This is a genomic window from Streptomyces mangrovi, from assembly GCF_900114215.1.
Taxonomy (GTDB): Bacteria; Actinomycetota; Actinomycetes; order Streptomycetales; family Streptomycetaceae; genus Streptomyces; species Streptomyces barkulensis.
Genome location: NZ_FOSG01000002.1, coordinates 182554 through 197171, shown reverse-complemented (window position 1 = coordinate 197171; position 14618 = coordinate 182554). Strand labels below are relative to the sequence as shown.

The window sequence follows — 14618 nt, the reverse complement described above, 5'->3', positions numbered from 1 at the left end:
CTCAGACGGGCCGCTTGACGGTGATGGCCAGAGCCCAGTCGCCGGGCCGCTCGGTGTACATCACCGCACCCGCCAGGTCGCTCTCCTCGGTGGGCGTGACGTCGTCGTAGGGGAAGGCGTAACCGCGGCCGTCGGCCGCGAGCTCGTGCACGGCCCGCGCGTACTCGTGCCGGGGGCCGTGGGTGTAGAACTCCGCGGAGGTCGCGTCGGGCTGGGAGGGGTTGCTCAGCAGCGTGGTGCGGCACAGCGCGGCGCCCAGCACCGCGGCGATGCGCCCCTGCTGGGTGGCGTTGATCCCGTGGAGGGTGCCGTCGCAGCCGAAGATGTCGGCCTCGGCGGTGGTGCCGGCCGTCCCCGGCCTGGCGAAGGAGTTCGGGGAGCCGTCCGTGATGCCCTCGAAGACCAGCCTGTCGCCGTGGGTCCGGCCGGTGACGGTCCTCCCCGGCCAGACGTCGCCCAGGGCGATCCGCAGGTCCCGGCCGCCGTCGGCGCGGTAGGCGTGCCACACCTGGTCGACGTAGGAGCGGTAGTGCCCGGCGAACACCTCCGTGCCCAGGCCCGGGAGCTTGGCGGGACTGGAGACCCGCACCAGCCGGCCGCCGTCGTACAGCGCGCACCTCCCCCAGTCGCCACCCGCCCGGCTCAGCCGCTCGGCCAGCGCCGCGGTCCCGCCGGCGGGCATGCCGCCGACGTGCTGGACCTGCCCGCTGCCGGGGGTGAGGGTGAGGGAGATGGGGAGGGCGACGCCGTCCACGCAGGTGATGTTCCCCCAGATCCCGCCCGGGTTGTAGGTGAACTCGCAGTAGTCCCAGGCGATGCGGTACGAGGGATCGGCGGGGTTGGCGGCCGACGGCTGGACGAGGGCGCCGGCGGCGCCGCCGGCGTTGGGATTGGCGAAGAAGGAGACGCTCTGTCCGAGTGAGACGTACGCCCGTCCGCCGGTGAGGTGGTCGTTGAGGGGGATGTCCCGGTCGAACGGGACCCGGTGCGAGTCGAGGAAGCCGCTCAGGTCGTACATCCGCTCGGCCGGGTTGGGGATCGGGTCCAGGCGGCCGGTGGAGGGGTTGAGGAAGCCCTGTCCGCCGCCGGGCACGTCGGCGTGGACGTAGGCGAACGCGGTGGCCCGGCCGGTCTCGTTGACGAACCGCACGGTCGGGACGGCGGCGGTCCCGCCGGCGGGCGGGCCGGCGGCGAAACCCGGGGAGGTGGCGGCGTAACCGATGACGGGGGCCGAGACGGCCGCGGCGGACAGGCCGAGGAACCTTCTGCGTGACACCACGGTGGGGATCTCCTGACGGACGTGGTAACGGCATGGGCGCGACAGGCAGAGCCGTGCGTCCGGCCGCGGCTCGGAGGGGCGAGGGGCCGGATGGGCCCACTGTGCTGAGAGCGCGTTCAAAGGTCAAGACTTTTGCCTGAGAGCGCTCTCACTTAAGGTTCTCCTACAACTCCCCAAGAACCGGGGTGAGTTGGGTCGCCGCTCCGCGCTCTGTGCTCAGCGTTCCCCGGTTCCCCCGGCCCCTGTGCCCGGTCGGCTCCACGGCCACCTCGGAGTGCGCCGCTGCCTGCCCTCCGGCTGGTACACGTACCGCCAGCCGCGCGGCAGCACCGACCACCTTCCGCCGCCGGTCACCGCCTCCAGCCGGTAGACGTGGATGACGGGCCGGCCGCCCGCCGGACCGGGGACGGGGATCTCGTAGTACTTCGGCGGGCGCCCCGTGGGGCCGAGCAGGACGGGCAGCACCCGCCCGTCCATCGGCCCGCCGGTGAACGCCGTCTCCTCGCTTCTCACCGCTCCAGTGTCACAGCAGGTGGAGGGCGTCGCCGACCACCGGGGCCACCTGCCGGACCAGCCGGCCCGCCGGCCCGTCCGGCCGCTCCAGCGCCAGCGCGGCGCGGGCGATCCGCGCCGCCCGCGGATCACCGGCGGCGGTGGCGGCGAGCAGGGCGAGGAAGTGGTCCACCAGCCAGTCGCGCAGCTCGGGCAGCGGCGGCTGCTTGCCCTCGTCGAGCCAGATCAGCGAGGCGGCCTCCACCGCGGCGATCCAGGTGCGGACGGCCATCCGCAGTCGCGGGCCCGGCTCCAGACCCGGCTCCACCCTCAGATGCAGCAGGATCTGCTCGGCCGCGGCCCGCCGCACCCCGTCCACGATCGCGTCCGTCCGGGACGTCTCGGCCACGCTGCCGCCCCTCAGCAGGGCGGCGAACCCCGCGTCGTGCCCGTCGACGAAGGCGAGGTAGCGGTCCAGCGCCCGCGACAGCCTGCGGCTGAGCGGACCGCTCTGCGGCTCGGCGAAGCACCGCCGCAGCTCGTCGGCCGCGCTGCCGAGGGCGGCCTCGTACAACTGCTGCTTGCCGCCGGGGAAGTAGCGGTAGACCAGGGGGCGCGAGACGCCGGCCGCGGCGGCCACGTCGTCGAGCGAGACGTCCTCGGGGGCGCGGTGTGCGAAGAGGACCAGCGCGGCGCCGATGAGCTGGTCGCGCCGCTCCTCCACGGTGAGCCTGCGGTATGCCGGGGCGGTCATGCGGGCAGCGTAACCGCCGCCGGGCGCCCCCGTCCCGTCCGCACGGTCCGCCCCGCACCGCTCCCCCCGTACCGCCCTACGCCAGCAACCCGGAGCTCCGCCACAGCCTGCGGCCTGCCCCGCGCAGCACCCCGATCTCGTCCAGGAACTCCGTCAGCCGCCGCGCGCCCGTCTGCATCACCTCGCGGCGGTGGCCACTGGCCCTCACCTGGGCGACCGCCTCGCGGCGGTCGAGTCCGACGTCCGTGTAGACCTGCGGGTTGACGAAGGATATGGACATCACCCGGGCCGCCTGGCCGGAGCTGATCCGGGTCAACTCCGCCTCCCAGCGCGGACAGCTCACCATCTGGCGGCGCAGCTCCTCGCGCGCGTAGCGCACGTGCCGGGCCTCCTCGACGACGTGGATGCGGGTGATGCCGCGCACCAGCGGCTGGACGCGCTCGTCGGGGAACGTCAGCCGCTGCATCCAGTCCAGGACCTCCTCGCCCAGCAGGGTCGCGGTGAACGAGCCGGGCGTGGTGGAGACGGTCTTGAGGAACCGGGCCAGATTGTGGTGGAACCGCGAGACCGGGTACGGCCGCACGCCCGCCCGGGAGATGAAGCGGGTGAACATCTTGGAGTGCCGGCACTCGTCCTCGATCTCGGTGAGGGCGTAGCGCACGTGCGAGCTGTCCATGGGCTTGTCGTAGATGTGCCGCACCAGCAGCTGGATGAGGATGATCTCGAACCAGACGCCGAGCGAGGCGAGCGAGGCGGCCTCGCGGCGGGCGAGGTCCATCCGCTGCTCCTCGGACATCCGCTTCCACAGCGGGGTGCCGTAGAGGGAGACCAGCTCCGGCGGCCAGAACCACATGCCCTCCTCGAAGGGCGCGTCCCAGTCCAGCTCCCGGTCGGGGTCGAAGGAGTGCTTGGCCGACGACTCGAGCAGGCGCTCGGCCACCTGTTCGCGGTCCTTGAGCAGCCCGAGGGCGTCCCGGAGCCGTCCGGCATCGGTCGCGGTCGTCATCGCACGGCCACCTCACTGTCGGGTTACTGACGGTCACACCTGAGTCGCCTCTTATGAGACCGCTTGTCAGCAAACCCGTCAATCCCCCGCGCACGACCGGCCGGACGTGCCCGCGCGTCCGGCCGGCCGTGGATCAGTTCCTCCGGCCGTGCGGATCGAAGGTCGTGCGCAGGTCGAACGCGTACGGCGTCGGCCCGTGCTCCCGCAGGTGCAGCAGGCGCTCCTCGGCCTCCGCCACGGTGGGCCGGTGCCCGTCCGCCACCCACCACAGGGCGGCCATCGCCTCGCCGACCCGCTCGAACCACTCGTGGCGCCGCTTGAGCAGTTCCCGGTGGCGGCCGGTGTACATGAAAGCCGTGAGCGAGGGGAGGCCCCGCCACACCGACATGTTGATGATCAGCCAGTCGTCCCCGAGCACGGGCACGTCCGTCGCGTTGCCCGAATCGCTCTGCAGCCGCCACACGAAGCCGTCGGCGCCGTCGGCGGTGGCGTTGACCGGGTCGAGGGCCTCGGTGAAGTCCCGCAGCAGGGGAGAGTCCAGTGGAGCCTTGAGTCGTGCGATGTTGACCTGGGCGAGGTGGTGCGCGGCATTGGTCGTCATGGACCGCACGCTAGCGGCGGACACGCCGGCGGCGCGGGGGTTTTCGTCCCTCGGACGGCCCGCGCACGGCGGCGCCCGCCCCCGTCGCCGGATGGGCGACGGGGACGGGCGCTCGGGGGGCCGGCCGCGGCCGTCAGCGGTGGCAGTACTTCGGGGCCGGACCGATGTTCTCCACGTAGCGGGCGGAGACCCAGCCGTTGTGGTGGTGGTACTTGCGGTCCAGCTTGTACCAGCGCGGGTTGCCGTCGATGTTCTGGCTGTTGACCTTGCACTCGATGTGGACGATCTTGCCGTAGGGCAGGGTCGCCAGAACCCGGCTGTGGGTGGTGGGCTTGCTGCGGACGTTCAGGCCGGTGCGGGCGATGACCCGACCCTTGTAGGTGTGGTGGTGCCTGTCGTCCATCGACTCCGGCGCCATCTCCGGGTTGCGCGTCTCGGCACCGGCGCGCGGGGCCTCGACGCTCTGCCGGCCGAGGTCGGCGGAGGGGGCGGGCGGCTCGGCGAAGGCCGGCCCGGCGGCGGTGGCGAGTGCGACGGCGCCACCGGCGGCGACCAGGGCGAGCTTGCTGAGCTTCGACTTGACCATTGTGGAGAAACCTCCTGGGAGGGGAGGGCCCGGTGCGGGACCGGGCCCGGGGAAAGGACACATGGACTGCGTCACGGCCCGTGATGAGCCGATCACTACCACGCGCAATTCACGTTAAATCGGCACATATGCGCGCGCAATCCATCACAGCCGGTAGTCGAATCGGCTAAGTCCCAGCTCAGAGCCCTTGTGGCCGCCCCGGGGCGCCTCCCGTCCCATTGCTCCGCACGAGTGAAGAGGAAGGTGCTTTCCCGCAGGTCAGCGGCCCGTCCCGTCACCCGGACACCCTCGCCGCGCCGCGGCGGGTGCGTCAGTGCCCGTCCGGAGGCGCGGGTCGCCGGACCGGCCGAATCCGCGGGGCCCGTCCATGCGTGTGCCCCGCAGGACACCTCCTGCGGGGCACACGCATGGACGGGCCCGGGCGGACGTGGGCGGGCACGGAAGAGCCCCGCCGGAGGAGTCCGGCGGGGCCCGGTGGGATCAGCGCGTCCCCGGTGCGGAGCGCCTCCCGGTCACCACGTCACGTTGCCGTTGCCGCCGTCGAAGACGACGTCGGAGCAGGAGTAGAAGTTCTCCTGGCTGTCGGAGCGGGTCCAGTGGATGTACATGAGGTGCTGGCCGGAACGCTGCGGCAGCCGGACGTCCCAGTAGTAGTGACCGGTCTCGGAGCCGACGTTGCCCGACTGCGGCGGGTTGGTCACGGTGTTGATCTTCTCCAGGTCGCCCCAGGCCAGGGCCTTGTTCGGGGACCAGCCCTGCTTGGTGATGTAGACGTCGAAGCGGCCCGGGTGGTGCGCCCAGTTGCTGTGCTTGATCCGGACGTTCGCGCCGGAGGTGAGGTGGGTCTTCGGCCAGTCGCCGCGGGCGGCGTTGTACGAGGAGAAGTCGAACGGTCCCCGGTCGCCGCCGCTGCACAGCTTGCCGTCCGGGATGTAGCCCGTGGTGCGTCCGCCGCCGTTGGAGTCGAGCACGGCGAACCAGTTGTACAGCCCGGTGGTCCCGTCCTCCCGGACCGCGGCCGCGCAGGCCGGGTTGGCGGGCGTCTGGTGTCCGCTCCTGACCAGGTCCTGGTAGCACAGGTAGGTGCGTGAGCCCGGCATCATGGTCGCGCCGTGCGCCGTCGCCGGAGTGGGCGCGGAGGCCATGACGAGGCCGAACAGGGCAGCCCCGAGGAGGGCTAAGGAGCGGGGGGAGCGGGCCGGCGCCATGCGCCGGGCGGTGTGCTGAACAGCCATGGTGGGGGGTCTCCTTCGGAGTCTTCCGCGTCGGCGGGCGGCTGCCGGCTCCCGCCCGCGGAGCGGGCCGGGCCGGCAGCCGCCCGCCGGCGGGTGTGCGGCCATACACGGGGCGCTCCCGTTGCCGGAACCGGCGGGAAGGGCGTGGGGGTCATCCGCCAACCGGCGCTGGGAGCGCTCCCATTGCTTCAAGTTATCGCCGTATGAAGCGCTCGTAAACGTCTTCTCGCGACACGGCTTCGAAGGTTCCGTGAGATCTGGGCGGAAACCACCGCGAAACGTCCCGCGTCACCGGCCTCCGGCCCCCTGCACCGCTCCCCGGCCCGGCCGTGTAGGGCGGCACCGCTCCGGCGCCGCCCTACACGGCCGGGCCGGCGGCCTCCCCCGCCAGATACGCGCGCATCACCTCGGTGTGCGCCGGGAAGGCCAGCTCGGCCGGCTTCTCCAGCACCATCCACTCCGTGGCCTCGGCCGTGGGCGCCGACGGGGGGAGGGAGGCGGCGTCCCGCTCGGGCAGCAGACCGAAGACGAGGAGGCTGGTGCCCCCGTTGTGGACGTCGACGAGGGTCACGTCCCGCGCCGCGGCCTCGAGCCCGGTCTCCTCCCACAGCTCGCGCACCGCGGCCTGCCGCCAGTTCTCGCCCAGCTCCATGTAACCGCCGGGCAGCGCCAGCTCGCCGCGGAAGGGTTCGATGTCCCGCCGCACCACCACCAGCCCCCGGCCGCCCCCGGCGGTGGCGACGGGCTGGAGCGCGACCGCCACGGGCAGGGGATTGGCCCAGCTCGTCTCGCCGCAGCCCGCGCAGTCCCTGGGCCACCCGGCGCCGTCCGCGTAGCGCGTCCCGCAGTAGGGGCAGTGGGTGATGCGGCGGCCCGGCGTGAATCCCATGTGCTGACTGCCCCTCTTCCGTGCAATGCCCCCGCCGACGGCTCGGCGGCGCTCCGCCCCATCCAACCCGATCGGCCGGACGAGGGGAGCCGAGGGGGCCCGGCCACGGCGGCCGGGCCCCTCGCGTCACGCTCCGTCGCGCCGCGTTCCGTCGCGCCGCGCGTCAGCAGTTCGGTACGCCCGGCAGCTTGGCGTAGGGATGGTCGATGTAGATGTTGGAGATGAAGCCGCCCTGGTCGCGGAGCTTGCTCCACCAGTTGTTGGTGTAGCCCTCGGCGTTGACGGTGTCGCCCTGCTTCTGGCAGACGACCGTGACCCGGGTGGGGCCGGCCAGCGTGGTCACCACGGCCGAGGAGAGGTAGGCGTCGGCGCGCACGCGTACGCCCGAGCCCCAGGTGGTGAAGTTGCTCCCGCCGCCGCAGCCGTTGTCGCTGGTGAGGTAGTACTGGTAGTAGCTGCCGGGGTAGGCCAGGGCCGAGCCGTTGATGCGGATGTTCTGCCCGACGCCGTTGTAGAGCTGCTCGTAGTGGATGTGGGCGCCGGAGGAGTTGCCGGTGCTGCCGGTGGTGCCGATCTGCTGCCCCTGCCCGACCCAGGCGCCGCTCGCCACGGAGAAGGACGCCAGATGGAAGTAGTACGTCTTCCAGCCGCCGCCGTGGTCGATGACGACGTAGTTGCCCGCGCCGCCCGCCTGGTAGTGCCGGGTGGCCGTGCCCGCCGCCGAGGCCAGGACGGGGGCGCCCGCGGTGGAGCCGCCGTCGGCGCGGACGAAGTCCAGCGCGCGGCGCACCTCCGCGGAGTGGTGGCTGTAGGTCCATCTCTGGCCGCAGGCGTAAGGGGCCTTGAAGTTGGGGGCGGCCAGCGTGCCGGCCTCCGCCGCCGCGGCGGCCGGAGCCGCGGTGAGCGTTCCGGCCAATACGGCCAGCATCCCGGCCAGCGCGGCCAGGAGCCGCCCGAGCGGCCGGCGCCGTGAGGCGGGGGGTGTGAGGGATCGCGAAGACATGCGGTGGCTCCTCGTGGTGTGAGGGTGGGGGACGCAGCCCGCGGAACGCGCCGGCCGCCGACTGCGGGACGGTGGGAACGTAGCCGGACCGGCGCCGGCTCACAACGGGCGGCGGGAGCCTTTCGAGCCAGCTGGAATGTCTTGCACCTGACAAGCTCTGGCTCTCATGATGACCGCGCCCGTCCGCCGCGACCGCGGCTCCTTCCCATACCCCTTTCCCCCACCCCCACCCCTGCCCCGAGGAGCCCGCACACGATGCACGCACACCTCCCGGCCGCGTCCCCGCCCGTACCACCGTCCACACCGTGCGGGGCGGCCCGGCGGCCCACCACCCCGCGCCGCGTACGGGCCCCGCTCGCCGTCCTCCTGCTCGCCCTGGGAATGCTCGGCACGGGCCTTGCGGCCCCCGCGTCGGCCGCCCGGAACGGGCCGGGGCCACAGGCCCGCGTCCCGGCCGGGGTCACCGCGGGCGTCGCCGTCTTCGACCGCGGCACCGGCGCCTTCACCGAGCGGATCAACGCGGACACGCGCTTCCGCGCCGCCTCGGTGATGAAACTGCTCATCGCGCTGGACCTGCTGTGGGACCGCGGCCCGGACACCCTCCCGGACGCCGACCGCGTCCGACTGACGGCCATGCTGCGCAGCAGCGACGACTCCGCCGCGAGCCACTACTGGTCCACCCGGGGAGGCGCCGCGATCGTGAACCGGATGGTCTCCCGGCTCGCCCTCACCGGCACCGCCCCGCCGCCGTCCACCCACCCCGGCTACTGGGGCTACACCGCCACCACCGCCGCGGACACCGTACGGATCTACCGCCACGTCCTCGACGCCGCACCCGCGGCCGTACGCGACTTCGTCATGGGCAACCTGCGGCAGGCCACCCGCTGCGCGAGCGACGGCTACGACCAGTACTCCGGCATCGCCTCCGCCTTCGAGCGGCCCTGGGCGGTCAAGCAGGGCTGGTCCGGCTTCGGCTCCGGCGGCTGCACCGCCGACACCCCGGTCACGGCGTCCGCGTCCACTGCCTCCGCCGCGTCCGCCGCCTCCACTGCATCCGCCGCATCCGCCGGGGAACTGGACCTGGTGAGCGAGGCCCTGCACTCCACGGGCACGGTCGGCGGCGACGACCGCGCCATCGTGGCGGTCCTCACCCTCCACCCCGACGGCACCCCGTACGGCACCGCCTACTCCCGGCTCACCGAGCTGACCGGCTCGCTCGACGTCCCCGGAGCCCGGCGCCCGGCGGGTGCCTGGGTCGGCACCTGGGGCTCCGGCGTCCGCGTCCGCACCGGGCCCACCACCGGCTCCTCGGTGGTGACCACCCTGCCGGCCGGCGTCGACGTCCTGGTCGGCTGCCAGAAGCGCGGCCAGACGGTCTCCGTGCCGCCCTACACCAACGACTGGTGGGCCTATCTGCCCCAGTACGGCGGTTACATGACCAACATCTACGTCGCCACCCCGGACAACAGGATCCCCGGCGTCCCCGACTGCCCGTAGGGCCGCGTGACCCGTGCCCGGGCGCCCGCCCGCCGGCGCCCGGCTCAGGGCACGGGCCCGTCCAGCAGAGCGGTGCCCAGCGGGGTGCGGCGGTGCAGCACCCGCATCCCGTCCCGCCGGGAGGCCACCAGCCCCGCGTCCCGCAGCACCGCCACGTGATGGCTCACCGTCGACGGCGCCAGGCCCGTGAGCGATGCCAGGCCGGTGGTCGTCACCGGCTCCTCCAGCAACTCCAGCACCCGCGAGCGCGTACCGCCGATCAGCTGCGCCACCGGCGGCGCCGCCTCGTCCCGCCGCAGCCGGGCCAGCCAGCCGGGCGCGGGGGAGAGGGGGTGCACCAGGACCGGTGGCAGCGAGTCGTCCGCCAGCACCAGTGGGGTGCGGACGCAGAAGAAGCCGGGCATCAGCGTCAACGCTCTTCCCTTCAGGTGCAGTTCGCGCTCCAGCGGATAAGGCGCCCGCAGCGCGTGCCCGCCGTACTCCCACCCCTCGGGCGCGGCGTAGCTCGCCAGCAGCGCCTCCGCGCCCCCCGCCAGGGCCGCCTCGCCCCGCCGGGCGCGGTCGGCCGCGGCCCGCGCCCGGATGGCCGCCAGGTACGGGGCCACCGCCACGTCGTGGTAGCGGCGCAGGGCCTCTCCCAGCCATCGCAGCGCCTCGGCCTCGCCCTGGGCCACCCACCGCACGCTCCGCGGCACCGGACCGCGTACGTACACCCGCGCCAGCTCGTCGGCCAGCCGCCGCCGGGGCGTGGCCAGCACCCGCTCCAGGGCCGCGTCCACATCGTCCTCACCGCGGCCGGGGGTGAGGAAGTCGGGGAAGTACGGGGCCGGCGGGCACAGCCGCATCAGCTCCCGGACCACCGGCACCATCCGGTGCCGCTCCAGCGCGGCGCGCACCTCCCGCCGCCACGGATCGAAGACGAGCGCCGCCTGCCGGTTCTGCAGCAGGTGCAGGCTGAGGACGGCCTCCCACAGCGGATCGGTCCGCCGCGCCACCCGCAACCGGGCCAACTCCCCGCTGTCGAAGCGCACATGCAACATGGCACATCCCGTCGAGGCCGCGGCCCCGCCGGGCCGCACCCACCGGGCGCGCCGCCTTGCGGCCGCCCCGATTCCCCGGTGAACCTTCCCTCCGCCAGGCCGACTTGAACAGCCCCGAGTGACCGGTTCAGCCGCCGTGGTAGAGGCGGACGGGATCGATCAGCTGGACGGTGGGGTCACTCTCGGCGAGACGGCGCAGCTCGCCGGCCGGCTCAGGGCGTCGACTTCAGTGGTCTCGGTGGGGGTGGACATGAAGGCGCCGCTCGCCCGTGTGACGGTGTCCGGAAGGAAGGTCCTGCCCTGGCGACGCCGGCCGGAGACCACGCCCAGGGCGGCGCGTGGGTTGGGCAGAGTGGCGAAGCGGGTCAGTTCAACTACCCGAAGTCGCGGTCAAACACCTCGAAAGGGCCTGTCCACAGTGCGCATTTGCACGTATAGGAGCACTTATTGCAACTCCGCTTATTCATCGTTCCGGCCCTCTTTCGCGGGCGGGCAGACGCCGCCGAACCGCCGGTACCCGGCTCTACAGCACTTACATAGTGGAGATCCCCGAGGAAGACGCAGAGGCGCAGGGGCTCAAGCCCTGCCGACAGTGCAAGCGGTAGCAAGCGTGATCGTTCCGCACAGGGCCGCGGCATCAACTCGAGGAGGAAAGCGTGGCGTTGAGGCGGAAAGGATCACGGCGCATCGTGGTCGACGGCACGGCCTACCGCTGGCGTCTGCGCGGAAGGCCTACATACGGCCAGGGCATGTGCTGGTCTCCCCGCACCTACGCCGTAGAGGACGCCGACCGGTCGGGCACCGTGCTCGTCGTCACCACCGACCGGCCGCATCCCGGCAACTGGGTCGGTGTGCCCGCCGCTCCCGTGCTGCCCGGGGAGGTCGCGGATGCCGTTCGTACCGCCCTCGCGCGCGGCTGGACGCCAAAGCGCCCCGGTTCCCCGTTCCATCTGGACCGGTCGGCCGGCTTCGTCCCGTGGGGCTGAAGGGGCGGGCGATGTCCTGAGACCGCAGGTCCAAGTGCACATACGAAGACCCCGCACCCAGCGTGGTGGCTGGTGGCGGGGTCTGTCGGCACCTTCTGCGAGGTGCCCCCGGCAGGATTCGAACCTGCGCACACGGCTCCGGAGGCCGTTGCTCTATCCCCTGAGCTACGGGGGCGTGTCGGCGGCGGTCGGTTGATCGCGGCGACGGGTAGAACACTACCAGCTTCCCGGGGGTGGATCGGACAGGGTTCGCCGTTGCCGGGCGGGCGGAAAAGGGCGAAAGCCGGACGCGGGCGGAGGTGCGGGCCTACTCTCTGGGGTGTGCCTGGCATGTCCGGCCGGATCCTTGTGGTGGACGACAGCAGGGTCATCCGGCAGCTGATCAGGGTCAACCTCGAACTCGAAGGCTTCGAGGTCGTGACCGCGGCCGACGGTGCCGAGTGTCTGGAGATCGTGGAGCGGGTGCGGCCCGACGTGATCACGCTTGACGTGGCCATGCCCCGGCTTGACGGCCTGCGGGCCGCCGAGCGGCTGCGCGCAGGCGAGCGGACGCGCGGCATCCCCCTGGCGATCGTCAGCGCCTGTACGCGGTCGGAGCTGGCCGGCGAGCGGGCGCGGGCGGCGGCGGTGGACGCGTTCGTGGCCAAGCCGTTCGAGCCGGTGGAGCTGGTGCGGACGGTGCGGCGGCTGGCCGCCGCCCGGCGCGGCAGCGGCGGTGCGTGCGGGACGGAGCCCGCCGTGGGGCGGCCGGGCTGAGCCCGCGGGGCGCACCGGCAGGGGCCGACCGGAGCCGGCCGGTGCGCGGTCGGCCGGTGTGAGGTGCGTGTCATCCCTTGAAACACGTTCGCGCCTCCCCGCCCTCCCTCCCATACCCTTGACGCGTGACTCCCGCCCAGCTCTCGCGCACCGTGCTGCGCACCGTGCGCCGCGCTGCCGGCGACGGCGCGCTGGGGGAGCTGTCCCCGGGTGCGCTGGAGGCGCTGGACGGGCTGCCGGAGCGGATCACCGTGGGGCGTCCACCGCGGCCGGGCTGCGGGGACTACGCCACCAACGCCGCGCTGCGGCTGGCCGCCGTCACCGGACGGCCCGCCCGGGGCGTGGCCGAGGTCCTGCGGGAGAGGCTGGCGCGTGAGGCCGGCATCGCCGAGGTGGCGGTCGCCGGGCCCGGGTTCCTCAACATCACCGTGGCGGGCGGGGCCCGCGCGGAGCTGGTGGAGGCCCTGGCGGCGCGGCACGGGGAGTACGCCGCGGCGGAGCGCACCGACCCCGCGCGCGACGTCCGCAACTGGGCCGCCGCCACGGGCGGGGAGCCCGGCCCGGGGCTTCTGGAGCAGCGCGAGTCCAACCCCCTCTTCCTCGTCCAGTACGCCCACGCCCGCGCCCGCGCCCTGCTGCGCGGCGCACGCGCCCTCGGCTTCGCGCCCGAGGCCGGGGCGGGCGGGTACGCCTACGACGCGCCGCGCGAGGCGGAGCTGCTGGGGGCGCTGGCCGAGTACGAGCGGATCGCCGCGCTGGGAGACACCGGCCGGCTCGCCCGCCGTCTGGAGACGGTCGCCGACGGCCTCCTCGGCATACACGCGTCCGTGCTGCCGCTGGGGGAGCACAAACCCCTGGCCGCCCACCGCGCCCGGCTGGCCCTCGCCCAGGCCGCCGGGACGGTGCTGGCCGGCGGCCTGTCCCGGCTGGGCGTCACCGCACCCGTACATCTGTGATGGAGAGCACGAAGCGACCATGAGCCGTTCCGCACACCCCGCCGGGCCCCGCCACGCCGACGTCCTCCCCGAGGGCCACTACACCCCGCCGCCCGCCGACCTCAACGCCCTCGACCCGCGCGTGTGGGCCCGTACCGTCGCCCGCGACGAGCGGGGGGTGACCACCGTCGGCGGGCTGGACGTCGTCGCGCTGGCCGAGGAGTTCGGCACCCCCGCCTACGTCCTGGACGAGGACGACTTCCGGGCCCGCTGCCGCGCCTGGCGCGAGGCCTTCGGCGACGAGGCCGACGTGTTCTACGCCGGGAAGGCCTTCCTGTGCCGTGCGGTGGTGCGCTGGCTGACCGAGGAGGGCCTCAACCTAGACGTCTGCTCCGGCGGTGAGCTGGCCACCGCGCTGGCCGGCGGGATGCCCGCCGAGCGCATCGCGCTGCACGGCAACAACAAGTCCGCCGCCGAGATCGAGCGGGCCGTGGAGGCCGGGGTCGGCCGGATCGTGCTGGACTCCTTCCAGGAGATCGCCCGCGTCGCGCACATCGCCGAGCGGCTCGGCAGGCGCCAGCGGGTGCAGATCCGGGTGACGGTGGGTGTGGAGGCGCACACCCACGAGTTCATCGCCACCGCCCACGAGGACCAGAAGTTCGGGCTCGCGCTCGCCGACGGGCAGGCCGCCGAGGCGGTACGGCGGGTGCTGAAGCTGGACAGCCTGGAGCTGGTGGGCATCCACTCCCACATCGGCTCGCAGATCTTCGACATGGCCGGCTTCGAGGTCGCCGCGCGCCGCGTGGTGCAGCTGCTGACCGAGGTCCGCGACGAGCACGGCGTGGAGCTGCCCGAGATCGACCTCGGCGGCGGTCTGGGCATCGCCTACACCCCCGAGGACGACCCGCGCGAGCCCCACGAGATCGCCGGGGCGCTGCACGAGATCGTCGCCCACGAGTGCCGGGCCGCCGGGCTGGCCGCGCCGAGGCTGTCGGTCGAGCCGGGCCGGGCCATCGCCGGCCCGACGACCTTCACTCTCTACGAGGTCGGCACCGTCAAGGAGCTTGCGGGCCTGCGCACCTACGTCAGCGTGGACGGCGGCATGTCCGACAACATCCGCACCGCGCTGTACGACGCCGAGTACTCCGTGGCGCTGGTCTCCCGCACCTCCGAGGCCGCGCCGATGCTCTCGCGCGTGGTCGGCAAGCACTGCGAGAGCGGCGACATCGTGGTGCGCGACGGCTTCCTCCCCGCCGACCTGGCCCCCGGCGACCTGCTCGCCGTCCCGGCCACCGGCGCGTACTGCCGGTCCATGGCGAGCAACTACAACCACTCCCTGCGGCCGCCGGTGGTGGCGGTCTCGGGCGGGGAGGCCCGGGTGATCGTGCGGCGCGAGACGGAGGAGGACCTGCTCGGCCTGGACGTCGGCTGAGCCCGGCCCGGACGGCGTCCGGACACCGCCCGGGCACCGTCCGGGCGGCCGGCCCCTCACCGGGGCATCTCAAAAACGGAGGATGACGTCTCGCATGCTGGATGGAGCGGGGGATCCCGCCAACCGT

At 73.5% G+C, this 14618-nt stretch carries 14 protein-coding genes, 1 tRNA gene and 1 pseudogene; 5 read left to right on the top strand and 11 right to left on the bottom strand.

Annotation, left to right across the window (positions count from 1 at the left end; genetic code table 11):
• Window position 1: 1 nt before the first annotated feature.
• The 9 genes and pseudogenes from BM237_RS03595 to BM237_RS03555 form a co-directional block, all read right to left on the bottom strand.
• Window positions 2-1279, bottom strand: a complete 1278-nt coding sequence (locus BM237_RS03595) for a glycoside hydrolase family 64 protein (protein ID WP_139238054.1) — start codon at window positions 1277-1279, stop codon at window positions 2-4.
• 216 nt (window positions 1280-1495) lie between these two features.
• Complete coding sequence (locus tag BM237_RS03590) at window positions 1496-1792, bottom strand: DUF8847 domain-containing protein (RefSeq protein ID WP_093847712.1); 297 nt, start codon at window positions 1790-1792, stop codon at window positions 1496-1498.
• A 10-nt stretch (window positions 1793-1802) separates the two neighbouring features.
• The gene (locus tag BM237_RS03585) at window positions 1803-2525 is read right to left on the bottom strand and encodes a TetR/AcrR family transcriptional regulator (protein WP_093847710.1); all 723 of its coding nucleotides are present in this window, start codon (window positions 2523-2525) and stop codon (window positions 1803-1805) included.
• Between the two features lie 76 nt (window positions 2526-2601).
• The gene (locus tag BM237_RS03580; RefSeq protein ID WP_093847709.1) at window positions 2602-3531 is read right to left on the bottom strand and encodes an AurF N-oxygenase family protein; all 930 of its coding nucleotides are present in this window, start codon (window positions 3529-3531) and stop codon (window positions 2602-2604) included.
• Window positions 3532-3664: 133 nt separating this feature from the next.
• Window positions 3665-4132 (bottom strand): DUF3291 domain-containing protein, encoded by a 468-nt coding sequence (locus tag BM237_RS03575; protein WP_093848092.1) that lies wholly within the window; start codon window positions 4130-4132, stop codon window positions 3665-3667.
• Between the two features lie 133 nt (window positions 4133-4265).
• Window positions 4266-4718, bottom strand: coding sequence for an SH3 domain-containing protein (locus BM237_RS03570; protein WP_093847707.1), 453 nt, complete (start codon window positions 4716-4718; stop codon window positions 4266-4268).
• A 518-nt stretch (window positions 4719-5236) separates the two neighbouring features.
• A pseudogene (locus tag BM237_RS03565) lies at window positions 5237-5926 on the bottom strand (lytic polysaccharide monooxygenase auxiliary activity family 9 protein); the annotation flags it as partial.
• A gap of 385 nt (window positions 5927-6311) precedes the next feature.
• A complete protein-coding gene (locus tag BM237_RS03560) occupies window positions 6312-6842 on the bottom strand; it encodes an NUDIX domain-containing protein (RefSeq protein ID WP_093847705.1) in 531 nt (176 codons plus the stop codon).
• Window positions 6843-7005: 163 nt separating this feature from the next.
• Entirely contained in the window at window positions 7006-7845 is an 840-nt protein-coding gene (locus BM237_RS03555) for a M23 family metallopeptidase (protein WP_093847703.1), read from the bottom strand.
• Window positions 7846-8226: 381 nt separating this feature from the next.
• Between BM237_RS03555 and BM237_RS03550 the strand changes: the two genes are divergently transcribed.
• Complete coding sequence (locus tag BM237_RS03550) at window positions 8227-9342, top strand: hypothetical protein (protein WP_093848088.1); 1116 nt, start codon at window positions 8227-8229, stop codon at window positions 9340-9342.
• A gap of 44 nt (window positions 9343-9386) precedes the next feature.
• Here BM237_RS03550 and BM237_RS03545 read toward each other — a convergent pair whose 3' ends face one another.
• The gene (locus tag BM237_RS03545; protein WP_093847702.1) at window positions 9387-10382 is read right to left on the bottom strand and encodes an ArsR/SmtB family transcription factor; all 996 of its coding nucleotides are present in this window, start codon (window positions 10380-10382) and stop codon (window positions 9387-9389) included.
• 656 nt (window positions 10383-11038) lie between these two features.
• Between BM237_RS03545 and BM237_RS03540 the strand changes: the two genes are divergently transcribed.
• Entirely contained in the window at window positions 11039-11368 is a 330-nt protein-coding gene (locus BM237_RS03540) for a hypothetical protein (RefSeq protein ID WP_093847700.1), read from the top strand.
• Window positions 11369-11471: 103 nt separating this feature from the next.
• On the opposite strand, the gene BM237_RS03535 is transcribed toward BM237_RS03540, so the two are convergent.
• Window positions 11472-11543: transfer RNA gene (locus BM237_RS03535), tRNA-Arg, on the bottom strand.
• Window positions 11544-11698: 155 nt separating this feature from the next.
• On the opposite strand from BM237_RS03535, the gene BM237_RS03530 reads away from it, so the two are divergent.
• The 3 genes from BM237_RS03530 to lysA all read left to right on the top strand — a co-directional run bounded on the left by BM237_RS03530 (window position 11699) and on the right by lysA (window position 14491).
• Window positions 11699-12124 (top strand): response regulator, encoded by a 426-nt coding sequence (locus BM237_RS03530; protein WP_093847698.1) that lies wholly within the window; start codon window positions 11699-11701, stop codon window positions 12122-12124.
• A 125-nt stretch (window positions 12125-12249) separates the two neighbouring features.
• Window positions 12250-13080 (top strand): DALR anticodon-binding domain-containing protein, encoded by an 831-nt coding sequence (locus tag BM237_RS03525; RefSeq protein ID WP_093847696.1) that lies wholly within the window; start codon window positions 12250-12252, stop codon window positions 13078-13080.
• A gap of 19 nt (window positions 13081-13099) precedes the next feature.
• Window positions 13100-14491 carry a diaminopimelate decarboxylase gene (gene lysA, locus BM237_RS03520; RefSeq protein WP_093847694.1) on the top strand — a complete coding sequence of 464 codons (1392 nt, stop codon included), beginning with the start codon at window positions 13100-13102 and terminating at the stop codon, window positions 14489-14491.
• The last annotated feature ends 127 nt before the right edge of the window (window positions 14492-14618 follow it).

Coding starts and splice junctions, on each gene's coding strand:
- BM237_RS03555 (WP_093847703.1), bottom strand. CDS start 7,845: ATGTCTTCGCGATCCCTCACACCCCCCGCCTCACGGCGCCGGCCGCTC.
- BM237_RS03585 (WP_093847710.1), bottom strand. CDS start 2,525: ATGACCGCCCCGGCATACCGCAGGCTCACCGTGGAGGAGCGGCGCGAC.
- BM237_RS03570 (WP_093847707.1), bottom strand. CDS start 4,718: ATGGTCAAGTCGAAGCTCAGCAAGCTCGCCCTGGTCGCCGCCGGTGGC.
- lysA (WP_093847694.1), top strand. CDS start 13,100: ATGAGCCGTTCCGCACACCCCGCCGGGCCCCGCCACGCCGACGTCCTC.
- BM237_RS03575 (WP_093848092.1), bottom strand. CDS start 4,132: ATGACGACCAATGCCGCGCACCACCTCGCCCAGGTCAACATCGCACGA.
- BM237_RS03550 (WP_093848088.1), top strand. CDS start 8,227: ATGCTCGGCACGGGCCTTGCGGCCCCCGCGTCGGCCGCCCGGAACGGG.
- BM237_RS03545 (WP_093847702.1), bottom strand. CDS start 10,382: ATGTTGCATGTGCGCTTCGACAGCGGGGAGTTGGCCCGGTTGCGGGTG.
- BM237_RS03530 (WP_093847698.1), top strand. CDS start 11,699: ATGTCCGGCCGGATCCTTGTGGTGGACGACAGCAGGGTCATCCGGCAG.
- BM237_RS03580 (WP_093847709.1), bottom strand. CDS start 3,531: ATGACGACCGCGACCGATGCCGGACGGCTCCGGGACGCCCTCGGGCTG.
- BM237_RS03560 (WP_093847705.1), bottom strand. CDS start 6,842: ATGGGATTCACGCCGGGCCGCCGCATCACCCACTGCCCCTACTGCGGG.